This is a genomic window from Pseudomonas sp. GD03903, from assembly GCF_029840045.1.
Taxonomy (GTDB): Bacteria; Pseudomonadota; Gammaproteobacteria; order Pseudomonadales; family Pseudomonadaceae; genus Pseudomonas; species Pseudomonas pseudonitroreducens.
Map to the genome: position 1 here is coordinate 187,511 of NZ_JAOCBT010000001.1, position 11,566 is coordinate 199,076.

The window sequence follows — 11,566 nt, forward strand, 5'->3', positions numbered from 1 at the left end:
GTCGAGCACGGCACCACTTGATTCGCGAGCAAGCTCGCTCCTACGAAGAGCTCCGAAAGCGCGGCTCCTCTGAAGCTTATTTCAAAAGCGCCTTCCAGGATTTGAGAGTCAACACAGTATGGGCCTGGGCTGCGAGGGCATCCAGGCGACCCTCGGCGTCGGGAGTGGCGAGCAGCTCCTGCAGCTTGGCCAGTTCGCCGTAGAGGCGGTCGGTTTCCGGCAGCTCCAGCACGCTGCGCGCCAGGCGCAGCCAGACCAGCATGCGCTGCAGGCGCGGCTGTTGGTCGGCGAGCACTTCGGGCAATTGCTGGGCGCGTTGCAGCGGCATTGCCTGAGCCTCTTCGGCCAGGGTGCGCTGCAGCCACTTGCCGACGGCGGAGCCGCCCAGGCGGTTGGCGCGATCGTTGCGCTCGGTGGTCCAGGCCTTGCCCAGCAACCAGCGCGAGGTGCTCAGGGAGAACTGACCCCAGCGAACCTTGGCCAGTTCCTCAAGGAAGGCGGAGGGCATCTGCTGGCGCACGCTCTCGTCGTCGCGGCCCTGTTCGATGCGCGGCTGCCAGTCGCTGATCAGCGCGTCGAGGGCGGCGCGCAGCTCGCGGGTGCTGGCTCGCGGGACGGCCTGGCCGAGGCTGCCGAGCAGGGCGCGCAGGTCGACCAGCTGTTGCAGCCAGCTTTCCAGCAGGCTCCAGTGGCCGTTGAAGCGGTATTGCTCGGCGAGGCGCTGGCTGCTGCCCAGCAACGACCAGGACAGGGCGGCGAAGGCGCCGTCCAGCGGGGTTTCATGCAGCAGCTTCTGGGTGTCGGGCTGGATGCTGTAGCTGGCCGGGTCGAACAGGCGGTAGCCGCGCTCGGCCTTGCTGATATCACAGGGCATCAGGGGCAGGTCGGCAGCCAGTTCGATGGCCAGCTCCAGCAGCGCTTCGGGCTCGCCCTGGCGCAGCTCCAGCTCCAGCTCGCAGATTTCCTCTTGCTGCTTGCCGGCGATGACCTTGCCCAGGTCCAGCGCGGCCTCGATCACCACCTTGGCCTTGCCGCGGCCCCAGGCGATCTCGGCGCGCTGGCGGGTAAAGTCGGTGCTGAAGATCGGCTTCAGGCTCTTCTTGTCCAGGTCAGCCAGGGCCGCCGGCCAGCACTGGTCGTCGAGCTTCTTGAGATCGAGTTTGTTCTTCTCCAGGTACCAGTCCCACTCATTGCGCTCGGACAGGCCCGCCACGCTCTGGCCGCGGGTCTTCAGGGTCTGGATGAACTGCTCGCCGTCCTTGCGCATGCGCAGCGCCACGCGGGCGCGGGCCAGGTCGCGGCCGGGGGTGTCGTAGTACTGGTTGAACAGCTCGCGGGGCTCCCAGCCGGATTTGTTGCGCTTCTTCAGTGCGGGATGCTCGCGCAGGGCTTCGAGGGTCTCGCGGCTGGCGCGCAGTTTGATTTCGGTTTCTTTCTGCATGGCGGGGGTCCGGGTCAGAGCGGCCGCGCCCGGATTCCCGACCTGCTGTAGGAAGGACGGAACGACGGGCGCGAAAAAGACTTCAAAGTCATGCAGTCTACAGGACTTCGGCGTTCCTGCCGGGCGCCGCGAGGTTTTACCGCAGCGTGGCTTGGTCCATAGTGGGAACACATCTTCGGAGGACGCCATGCCGTTGCCGCCCCTGAAACAACGCTTTGCCGAGCTGATCGCGGTTCCTTCCGTCAGCTGTACCCAGCCCGCGCTGGATCAGTCCAACCGCCCGGTGGTCGAGTTGCTTGGCAACTGGCTGGTGGACCTGGGCTTTGCCTGCGAGATGCAGCCGGTGTCGCCGGGCAAGTTCAACCTGATCGCCACCCTGGGCAGCGGCCCCGGCGGCCTGGTGCTGGCCGGGCACACCGACACCGTGCCCTACGACGAAGCCCTGTGGAAAAGCGACCCACTGGGCCTGACCGAGCGCGATGGGCGCTGGTTCGGCCTGGGCTCCTGCGACATGAAGGGCTTCTTCGCCCTGGTCATCGAGGCCTTGCTGCCGCTGCTGGAACAGCCGTTCAGGCAGCCGCTGATCATCCTCGCCACCTGCGACGAGGAAAGCTCCATGGCCGGCGCCCGCGCACTGGCCGACGGCGGGCGCCCGCTGGGGCGCGCCGCGGTGATCGGCGAGCCGACCAACCTCAAGCCGATCCGCCTGCATAAAGGTGTGATGATGGAGCGCATCGACATCCTCGGGCAGAGTGGCCATTCCTCCGACCCGAGCCTGGGGCGCAGCGCGCTGGAGGCCATGCAGGCGGTGATGGGCGAGTTGCAGAGCCTGCGCAGCCAGTGGCAGCAGGAATTCAACAACCCGCAGTTCAGCGTGCCGCAGCCGACGCTCAACCTGGGCTGCATCCACGGCGGCGACAACCCCAACCGCATCTGCGGCCAGTGCGCCCTGGAGTTCGATCTGCGCCCGCTGCCGGGAATGGCGCCAGAGGCGCTGCGCCAGGCGATCCGCGAGCGCCTGCAGCCGGTTGCCGAGCGCCATGCCGTGAAGATCGATTACGCACCGTTGTTCCCTGCCGTGCCGCCGTTCGAGGAGCCGGCGCAGAGCGAGCTGGTGCGACTGGCCGAAAGTCTGACCGGGCACACGGCGGAAGCGGTAGCCTTTGGCACCGAAGCACCGTATCTTCAGCAGCTCGGCTGCCAGACCCTGGTGCTGGGCCCCGGCGACATCGCCTGTGCCCACCAGCCCGATGAACACCTTGAACTGGACCGCATCGAGCCGACCGTAGCGTTGCTGCGCGGCTTGATCCGTCATTACTGTCTATAGCGAGCCCCGCGTAGGCAGTTGCCTGTAGAGCGCCCGGAAAGCGGGCCCAACGTACCCAAGAGGAGAAACCTGTCGATGTTCCTGCGACGACGATAACCGCGCCGCCACTGGCCGCCTTTCGGCCGCATCCGACAGATTTTCGCCCACTCGAACGACAGGCTTTTCAAGCAATGCACGACTACGTCAACTGGCTGCGTCACGCCTCCCCCTACATCAACTCGCACCGGGACTGCACCTTCGTGGTGATGCTCCCCGGCGAGGGCGTCGAAGACCCCAACTTCGGCAATATCGTCCACGACCTGGTGCTGCTGCACAGCCTGGGCGTGCGCCTGGTGCTGGTGCATGGTTCGCGCCCGCAGATCGAGGCGCGCCTGGCCTCCCATGGACTGGCGCCGCGTTTCCATCGCGGCCTGCGGGTCACCGATGCGCCGACCCTGGGCTGCGTGATCGACGCGGTGGGCAGCCTGCGCATCACCATCGAGGCACGCCTGTCGATGGACATGGCGGCCTCGCCCATGCAGGGTTCGCGGATGCGCGTGACCTCGGGCAATTTCGTCACCGCGCGGCCGATCGGCGTGGTCGATGGCATCGACTATCACCACACCGGCGAAGTGCGGCGGATCGACCGCAAGGGCATCAACCGCCAGCTCGATGAGCGCAGCATCGTGCTGCTCTCGCCGCTGGGTTATTCGCCCACCGGGGAAATCTTCAACCTTGCCTGCGAAGACGTGGCCATGCGTGCGGCCATCGACCTGGGGGCGGACAAGCTGATCCTCTACGGAGCCGAGCGCGGTCTGATGGACGAGGCCGGCAAGCTGGTGCGCGAGTTGCGCCCGCAGCAGGTGCCTGCGCACCTGGAGCGCCTCGGCTCGAGTTATCAGGGCGAGTTGCTCGACGCCGCCGCCCAGGCTTGCCGCGCGGGTGTGCGGCGCAGCCATATCGTCAGCTACACCGAGGACGGTTCGCTGCTCAGCGAGCTCTTTACCCGCACCGGCAACGGCACCCTGGTCGCCCAGGAGCAATTCGAGCAGTTGCGCGAAGCAGGCATCGAGGATGTCGGCGGATTGCTGGAACTGATTCGCCCGCTGGAAGAGCAGGGCATCCTGGTACGCCGTTCACGTGAAGTGCTGGAGCGCGAGATCGAACAGTTCAGCATCGTCGAGCGCGAAGGGCTGATCATCGCCTGCGCGGCGCTCTATCCGATCGCCGATTCCGATTCGGGCGAGCTGGCGTGCCTGGCGGTGAATCCGGAATACCGCCACGGCGGGCGCGGCGACGACCTGCTCGAGCGTATCGAGCAGCGCGCACGCAACCTCGGTCTGAAGACCCTCTACGTGCTTACCACCAGGACCGCCCACTGGTTCCGCGAGCGCGGTTTCCAGCCCAGTAGCGTGGAACGTCTGCCGGCGGCTCGGGCGTCGCTGTACAACTACCAGCGCAATTCCCAGGTGTTCGAGAAGACGCTCTGATCAGCTGCGCTCGTCCGGTTCGGTTCGCCTGATCCGCGCGCTCAGGCGCGGCACCTTGCGCGGCGCGGCAGTGGCGGCAGGCAGCCTGTCCTGCCATTGGCGCAGCCGTTCGGCGCCATCCCGCCAGCCTGCTTCCCAACTGGCCGCCAGCACCTCGTGGGCGGGGCAGCGGGGTGCGCGCTTGAGCAGCGCTTCCAGATAGCCCTGTTGGTAGGCGACTTCCAGTTGATGAAGCGTCCATGAGGGGGATTGGGAGGGCATGGGAAGGTTTCCTGCGAGGTCTTGCGCGGATCGCGCCGGTCGGGCCGGCGGCGATCCGCAAGGAGGAGAGGATTCTCCCCTCCGCCCTCGCAGGTTGCCGATCAGAACTCTATGAGCTGCACGTCAGCGATTTCTTGCACCGTCAGACGCTGAGCAGACCGAGGATGCTCGCCTGGTAGGCGGCGACGAAGGTGTCGAAATCGCCTTCGGGCTGGTTCTCCAGCTCCGCCTGTTCGGCCAGGGAAGTGCTGGCCATGCCTTCGAAGCGTGCCTGCTCCGTGGCGCTCAGCGGCTCGCTGCGCAGCAATTCGGCGTGCTGGCGGCTGTAGCGCAGGGCGAAGGCTTCGAAGCTCTCGCCGCGCTCGCGCATCTCGGCGAGAACCCTCGCCGAAGGCGTCAGGTCGGCATCCGCGACCTTGGCGCGCTGCTCGGCCAGGCTCTGCGCGTGCAGGCTGCCGGCGTTGGCGCGATCGAGCAGATCGATGATCGGTGCGATGGCGTCGAGCAGGCTGTTGGCCCAGTCCTGCATCGCGATCTGCTGGCCGCCGCGCTCGAGCTTCAGCCCCGGACGCCGCCCTTCCTTGACCACCTTGAGGAAGTTGCTGGTCGCCGAACCGCACTCGCAACCGCCCAGCGGCGGGCTGTCGGACAGCGCGCAGTAGAGCAGGAAGGCGTCGAGGAAGCGCGCCTCGGTGACGTCGATACCCAGCGGCAGGAACGGGTTGATGTCCAGGCAGCGCGCCTCGACGTACTGCACGCCGCGGGCCATCAGCGCCTGGATCGGGCGCTCGCCGGTGTAGGTGACGCGCTTCGGACGGATGCTCGAGTAGTACTCGTTCTCGATCTGCAGGATGTTGGTGTTGAGCTGCACCCATTCGCCGTCGACCTTGGTGCCGACCTTCTCGTACGGCGCGTACGGCGTGCTCACCGCGCGGCGCAGGCTGTCGATGTAGCTGTCGAGGTCGTTGTAGCAGGGCGTCAGGCCGGCCTGGGCGTTGTTCTGGTAGCCCAGGTCGCTCATGCGCAGGCTGGTGGCGTAGGGCAGGTAAAGCGTGTGTTCGTCGAAGGCTTCCAGGCCGTGTGGGCGGCCGCGCAGGAAGCCGGCGTCGAGGGCCGGCGAGGCGCCGAACAGGTACATCAGCAGCCAGCTGTAGCGACGGAAATTGCGGATCATCGCGATGTAGCGGTGCGACTGGAAGTCCCGCGGGCTCTTCTCGCTGCCTTCGTCCTGGCGCAGCAGCTCCCAGATGCCCTCGGGCAGAGAGAAGTTGTAGTGAATGCCGGCGATGCACTGCATGGTCTTGCCGTAGCGCAGGGCCAGGCCCTTGCGGTAGACGTACTTCAGACGGCCGATGTGCGAGCTGCCGTAGCGGGCGATCGGGATGGTCTCTTCATCCGGCAGCTCGCAGGGCATGGACGGGCTCCACAGGTATTCACCATCGAGTTTCTGATTGGCGAAACGGTGGATGTCACCCAGTTCTTCCAGGGTCTTCTCGACGCTGGTGGAGGTCGGGGTGATGAACTCCAGCAGCGATTCGGAGTAGTCCGTGGTGATCTGCGGGTTGGTCAGTGCCGAGCCGAGGGCGCGCGGGTGCGGGGTCAGGGCGAGCTTGCCGCGTTCATCGACGCGCAGGCATTCGCGCTCGATACCGTGCAGGCACTGGGTGAGCAGGGACAGATTGGCGGCATCGCCAAGCAGGGCCAGGCGGCGGGAGAGTTGGTCGCTCAAGTTGGAAGTCCTTCACACGGCAATCGCCCCACTATGGGGGTGGACTGGGCGGTCTACAAGGGGAGAACAACCGGCGTGGTCGCCTGGTTTTTCGCAGACGTTGTGCCGGTGCCCGCAAATCCGGGGCTCCGGCGTACAGCATAGGTCAGTTGTCGCGGGGCGAATTACAGCTGGGCGAAGGTGCCTTGTCCCTTGGCGACCAGCTTGTCGCCCTGGTGGATGTCGGCTTCCACTACCAGCGTGCGCCGCCCGGCATGCAGGACCTTCGCCACACAGCGCACTTCGCCTTCGGCGACCGCGCGGATGTAGTTGATCTTGCATTCCAGGGTGACGCTCTGCCGGTCGAAACCATGGGAGCTGGAACAGGCCAGGCCCATGGTCATGTCCATCAGCGTGAAGAGTGCGCCGCCGTGCATGACGTTGCCGCGGTTGCGCAGGTGCTCGGCCATCGGCAGCAGCACCTCGGCTTCGCCATCGGCGACCCGGATCGGCTGCACGCCAAGGGTGTCGCTGAAGCGGCTGATCATCAGCTCGCGGGCGGGCATCTCGCTCATGGACCTTCCTTACTTCTTCTTCAGTTGCTTGGCGTTGGCGAACAGCGAGGCCATGGCGTTGTTTGCCGGAGCCTTCTCCTGCTGGCGCGGGGCGCTGCGTTCGCCACGCGATGCGCCGTTGCCGGGACGGCCGCCGCCGCGCGGGCCGTCGACCTTCTCGCCGGGGGTGTCGCCCATGCGCATGGACAGGCCGACGCGGTTGCGCGGGATGTCCACTTCCATGACCTTGACCTTGACGATGTCACCGGCCTTGACCACTTCGTACGGGTCCTTGACGAACTTCTCCGACAGCGCGGAGATGTGCACCAGGCCGTCCTGGTGGACGCCGATATCGACGAAGGCGCCGAAGTTGGTGACGTTGGTCACCACGCCTTCGAGGACCATGCCGGGGGTGAGGTCCTTCAGGCTCTCGACGCCTTCCTGGAACTCCGCGGTCTTGAACTCCGGGCGCGGGTCGCGGCCGGGCTTGTCGAGTTCCTTGAGGATGTCGGTGACGGTGGGCAGGCCGAATTGTTCGTCGGTGAATTTCTTCGGGTCCAGGCGCTTGAGGAAACCCGAGTCGCCGATCAGCGAGCGCACGTCGCGGCCGGTGTCGGCAGCGATGCGCTGTACCAGCGGGTAGGTTTCCGGGTGCACCGCGGAGGCGTCCAGCGGGTTGTCGCCGTTCATCACGCGGAGGAAGCCGGCGGCCTGTTCGAAGGTCTTCTCGCCCAGGCGGCTGACTTTCTTCAGTTCGTCGCGGGTCTTGAAGGCGCCGTTGGCGTCGCGGTGCGCGACGATGTTCTGCGCCAGGGTGCTGTTCAGGCCGGAGATGCGCGCCAGCAGGGCGGCGGAGGCGGTATTCACGTCCACGCCCACGGCGTTCACGCAGTCTTCCACCACCGCGTCCAGGCTGCGCGCGAGCTGCAGCTGGGAGACGTCATGCTGGTACTGGCCGACGCCGATGGATTTCGGTTCGATCTTCACCAGCTCGGCCAGCGGGTCCTGCAGGCGACGGGCGATGGAGACGGCGCCGCGCAGCGACACGTCCAGCTCCGGGAATTCCCTGGCGGCCAGTTCGGACGCCGAGTACACCGAAGCGCCGGCCTCGCTGACCATGATCTTGGTGCACTTGAGCGCCGGATACTTCTTGATCAGTTCGGCGGCCAGCTTGTCGGTCTCGCGGCTGGCGGTGCCGTTGCCGATGGCGATCAGCTCCACCTGGTGCTTGGCGCACAGCGCGGCGAGCACGGCAATGGTCTGGTCCCACTGGTTCTTCGGCACGTGCGGGTAGACGGTGGCGGTGTCCAGCAGCTTGCCGGTGGCATCGACCACGGCGACCTTCACGCCGGTGCGCAGGCCCGGGTCCAGGCCCAGGGTGGCGCGCGGGCCGGCCGGGGCGGCCAGCAGCAGGTCGTGCAGGTTGCGCGCGAACACGTTGATCGCCTCCAGGTCGGCGCCTTCGCGCAACTCGCCCAGCAGGTCGGTTTCCAGGTGGGTGTAGAGCTTGACCTTCCAGGTCCAGCGCACCACCTCGGAGAGCCACTTGTCCGCGGCGCGGCCCTGGTTGGCGATGCCGAAGCGCTCGCCAATCATGATTTCGCAGGGGTGCGAGGTACCCGGCAACTCTTCGCCGACTTTCAGGGCCACGCTCAGCACGCCTTCGTTGCGGCCACGGAAGATTGCCAGGGCGCGGTGCGACGGGGCGTTCTTCAGCGGCTCGTCGTGCTCGAAGTAGTCGCTGAACTTGGCGCCCTCGGTTTCCTTGCCCGGCACCAGGCGTGCGGTCAGGGTGGCGTTGTCCTTGAGGAAGCCGCGCAGGCGGTCGAGCAGGGTCGCGTCCTCGGCAAAGCGTTCCATGAGGATGTACTTGGCGCCTTCGAGCACGGCCTTGGTGTCGGCGAAGCCTTTCTCGGCATCGACGAAGCGCGCGGCTTCGCTTTCCGGGGTCAGGCTCGGGTCGGCGAACAGCGCATCGGCCAGCTCGCCCAGGCCGGCTTCCAGGGCGATCTGGCCCTTGGTGCGGCGCTTCTGCTTATAGGGCAGGTAGAGGTCTTCGAGGCGGGTTTTGGTGTCAGCGAGATTGATCTCGCGGGCCAGTTCCGGGGTCAGCTTGCCCTGTTCCTCGATGCTGGCGAGGATCGCGCCACGGCGCTCGTCCAGCTCGCGCAGGTAGCGCAGGCGTTCTTCGAGCATGCGCAGTTGGGTGTCATCCAGGCTGCCGGTGACTTCTTTCCGGTAGCGGGCGATGAAGGGGACGGTGGAGCCTTCGTCGAGCAGGGCGACGGCAGCGGCGACTTGCTGCGGTTGAACGCGGCCGGAGGGCAGTGCGGAAAGCTCTTCGGCGATACGGGTGTTGATGCTGTCCATGAATCCACCTGACAAAACAATCGAATTACGGGACGTCAGGACCGGGGTTCCCGGCCTCACGACAGGCTCTGTGACAACGCCCCGCCGCAAAAGCGCCGCATTATACCCACGACAATTTCACCGGGTGGGCGGCTGGTCGGGGAAAAATCTGCTAACAATGGACAAGCCGTGATGCACGGCTGCTGGGCGATAATGCCCGCCGAATCAGATTCTGGGAGTTTCCATGACGAACGCTGCCACCCTGCCGGAAGGCGAAAAGATCCTCGTGGTCGATGACGACGCGCGCCTGCGCCGACTGCTGGAGCGCTTCCTCGATGAGCAGGGTTACCGTGTCCGCGCCGTCGAAAACACCGAGCAGATGGACCGCCTGCTGGCCCGCGAGCTGTTCCAGCTGGTGGTGCTGGACCTGATGATGCCCGGCGAGGATGGCCTCTCCGCATGCAAGCGCCTGCGCGAGTCGAACAACCAGATCCCGATCATCATGCTCACCGCCAAGGGTGACGAGTCCAGCCGTATCTCCGGCCTGGAGCAGGGCGCCGACGATTACCTGGCCAAGCCGTTCAACCCGCGCGAGCTGCTGGCGCGGATCAAGGCCGTGCTGCGCCGCCAGACGCCGCTGGTGCCGGGCGCGCCGGCGGGCGAGGACGAGATCGTCACCTTCGGCGACTACGAACTGCACCTGGCCACCCGCGAGCTAAAGAAGGGTGAGGAAGTGCACATGCTCACCACCGGTGAGTTCGCCGTGCTCAAGGCCCTGGTGCAGCATGCTCGCGAACCGCTGACCCGCGACAAGCTGATGAACCTGGCCCGCGGCCGCGAGTGGGACGCCCTGGAGCGTTCCATCGACGTGCAGATTTCCCGCCTGCGCCGACTCATCGAGCCCGATCCGTCGAAGCCGCGCTACATCCAGACCGTCTGGGGTGTGGGTTACGTGTTCGTGCCGGATGGAGCCAAACGCTAAGCTGCAGGCTACAAGCGGCAGGCTACAGGCGGGGTGTGTCCTTTCCGCTTTGGCCTGACGCCTATGGCCTGCAGCCTGCCGCTGCCCTATGAAAACCCCCCTCTGGTTCCCGCAAAGCTTCTTCGCCCGCACCCTCTGGCTGGTGCTTATCGTCGTGCTGTTTTCCAAGGCGCTGACCCTGGTCTACCTGCTGATGAACGAAGACATGCTGGTCGACCGCCAGTACAGCCATGGCGCGGCATTGACCGTGCGCGCCTACTGGGCGGCGGACGAGAAATCGCGCGAGGCCATCGCCCAGTCCGCCGGGCTGAAGTGGGCGCCCCATGAGCAGGGGCAGCCGGAGGAAGTGCACTGGCCGTACACGGAAATCTTCCAGCGGCAGATGCGCATGGAGCTGGGTATCGATACCGAAACGCGGCTGCGCATCCACCATCCGTCGATGCTCTGGGTGCGCGCGCCGACCCTGGGCGACGGCTGGATCGGCGTGCCGCTCTATCCGCACCCGCTGCGCGGCCAGCAGATCTGGAGTGTACTGGGCTGGTTCCTCGGCATCGGCCTGCTGTCCACGGCTGCCGCGTGGATTTTCGTGCGCCTGCTCAGCCAGCCGCTGAAGCGCCTGGTGTTTGCCTCCCGCGAGTTCGGCAAGGGCCGTAGCGTGCGCCTGCCGTTGGGGCCGGAAACACCCAGCGAGATGGCCGAGGTGTACCGCGCGTTCAACCAGATGGCCGACGATGTCGAGCAGGGTGGGCGCGAGCGCGAGCTGATGCTGGCGGGGGTTTCCCACGATCTGCGCACGCCATTGACGCGCCTGCGCCTGTCGCTGGAACTGATGCCCGAAAGCGATCGCGAGATGGTGGAAGACATGGTGCGTGACATCGAGGACATGGATGCCATCCTCGACCAGTTCCTCGCCTTCATCCGCGATGGCCGCGACGAGCCGGTGGAAGAAGGTGACCTTGCCGACCTGATCCGCGAGGTGGCCGATGCCTTCAACCAGACCGGCAACCGCGTGCGCCTGTGCCTGGAGACGCTGCCGCTGTTCCGCTTCCGTCGGGTGTCGATCAAGCGCCTGTTGGGCAACCTGATCGAGAACGGCCTCAACCACGGTGGCGGCAAGGTCGAGGTAGCGGCCCACGTGGCTGGCGGTGGCGGGGCGCCCTACGTGGTGCTCAGCGTGCTGGACCGCGGCGCGGGGGTCGATCCGCAGGAGCTGGACAACATCTTCAATCCCTTCTTCCGTGGCGACAAGGCGCGCGGCGGCAAGGGCACCGGCCTCGGCCTGGCCATCGTCAAGCGCATTGCCGAACAGCACGGTGGCAGCATCGAGCTGCGCAACCGCGAGGGTGGTGGCGTGGAAGCGCGCGTCTGCCTGCCGTTGGGGTTGCTGCTGCCGCGCGACGCGCATTAAGAGCCTGCTTGCGATCTGCTGCGCGTCGGCATAACGGCGTTGCGGCCAGCCGGGAAGTGCTCATTGA

At 66.3% G+C, this 11,566-nt stretch carries 9 protein-coding genes; 4 read left to right on the forward strand and 5 right to left on the reverse strand.

Annotated features, from left to right (window positions below; all coding sequences use genetic code 11):
- Positions 1-76 precede the first annotated feature (76 nt).
- Complete coding sequence (locus tag N5C91_RS00900) at positions 77-1,441, reverse strand: inorganic triphosphatase (RefSeq protein ID WP_236199201.1); 1,365 nt, start codon at positions 1,439-1,441, stop codon at positions 77-79.
- 187 nt (positions 1,442-1,628) lie between these two features.
- On the opposite strand from N5C91_RS00900, the gene argE reads away from it, so the two are divergent.
- Together argE and argA are read left to right on the forward strand one after the other, a co-directional pair.
- Positions 1,629-2,768: an acetylornithine deacetylase gene (gene argE / locus N5C91_RS00905; protein ID WP_236171073.1), complete on the forward strand. Its 1,140-nt coding sequence runs from the start codon at positions 1,629-1,631 to the stop codon at positions 2,766-2,768.
- Between the two features lie 170 nt (positions 2,769-2,938).
- Complete coding sequence (argA, locus tag N5C91_RS00910; RefSeq protein WP_236171074.1) at positions 2,939-4,237, forward strand: amino-acid N-acetyltransferase; 1,299 nt, start codon at positions 2,939-2,941, stop codon at positions 4,235-4,237.
- Here argA and N5C91_RS00915 read toward each other — a convergent pair whose 3' ends face one another.
- The 4 genes from N5C91_RS00915 to N5C91_RS00930 all read right to left on the reverse strand — a co-directional run bounded on the left by N5C91_RS00915 (position 4,238) and on the right by N5C91_RS00930 (position 9,130).
- Positions 4,238-4,498, reverse strand: a complete 261-nt coding sequence (locus tag N5C91_RS00915) for a hypothetical protein (RefSeq protein WP_236199199.1) — start codon at positions 4,496-4,498, stop codon at positions 4,238-4,240. It lies immediately after the preceding gene.
- Positions 4,499-4,640: 142 nt separating this feature from the next.
- Positions 4,641-6,227 (reverse strand): glutamate--cysteine ligase, encoded by a 1,587-nt coding sequence (gene gshA / locus N5C91_RS00920; protein ID WP_279827021.1) that lies wholly within the window; start codon positions 6,225-6,227, stop codon positions 4,641-4,643.
- A gap of 164 nt (positions 6,228-6,391) precedes the next feature.
- Positions 6,392-6,781 (reverse strand): PaaI family thioesterase, encoded by a 390-nt coding sequence (locus N5C91_RS00925; RefSeq protein ID WP_236199197.1) that lies wholly within the window; start codon positions 6,779-6,781, stop codon positions 6,392-6,394.
- A gap of 9 nt (positions 6,782-6,790) precedes the next feature.
- Positions 6,791-9,130: a Tex family protein gene (locus tag N5C91_RS00930; protein WP_279827025.1), complete on the reverse strand. Its 2,340-nt coding sequence runs from the start codon at positions 9,128-9,130 to the stop codon at positions 6,791-6,793.
- Positions 9,131-9,353: 223 nt separating this feature from the next.
- On the opposite strand from N5C91_RS00930, the gene ompR reads away from it, so the two are divergent.
- Together ompR and N5C91_RS00940 are read left to right on the forward strand one after the other, a co-directional pair.
- Positions 9,354-10,091, forward strand: coding sequence for a two-component system response regulator OmpR (ompR, locus tag N5C91_RS00935; protein WP_279827028.1), 738 nt, complete (start codon positions 9,354-9,356; stop codon positions 10,089-10,091).
- 88 nt (positions 10,092-10,179) lie between these two features.
- Positions 10,180-11,499: an ATP-binding protein gene (locus N5C91_RS00940; RefSeq protein ID WP_236171079.1), complete on the forward strand. Its 1,320-nt coding sequence runs from the start codon at positions 10,180-10,182 to the stop codon at positions 11,497-11,499.
- Positions 11,500-11,566: the final 67 nt, after the last annotated feature.

Bases quoted from the DNA above. Each gene is read 5' to 3' on its own strand.
- N5C91_RS00900 (WP_236199201.1), bottom strand. From the start codon at position 1,441: ATGCAGAAAGAAACCGAAATCAAACTGCGCGCCAGCCGCGAGACCCTC.
- argE (WP_236171073.1), top strand. From the start codon at position 1,629: ATGCCGTTGCCGCCCCTGAAACAACGCTTTGCCGAGCTGATCGCGGTT.
- argA (WP_236171074.1), top strand. From the start codon at position 2,939: ATGCACGACTACGTCAACTGGCTGCGTCACGCCTCCCCCTACATCAAC.
- N5C91_RS00915 (WP_236199199.1), bottom strand. From the start codon at position 4,498: ATGCCCTCCCAATCCCCCTCATGGACGCTTCATCAACTGGAAGTCGCC.
- N5C91_RS00925 (WP_236199197.1), bottom strand. From the start codon at position 6,781: ATGAGCGAGATGCCCGCCCGCGAGCTGATGATCAGCCGCTTCAGCGAC.
- N5C91_RS00930 (WP_279827025.1), bottom strand. From the start codon at position 9,130: ATGGACAGCATCAACACCCGTATCGCCGAAGAGCTTTCCGCACTGCCC.
- ompR (WP_279827028.1), top strand. From the start codon at position 9,354: ATGACGAACGCTGCCACCCTGCCGGAAGGCGAAAAGATCCTCGTGGTC.
- N5C91_RS00940 (WP_236171079.1), top strand. From the start codon at position 10,180: ATGAAAACCCCCCTCTGGTTCCCGCAAAGCTTCTTCGCCCGCACCCTC.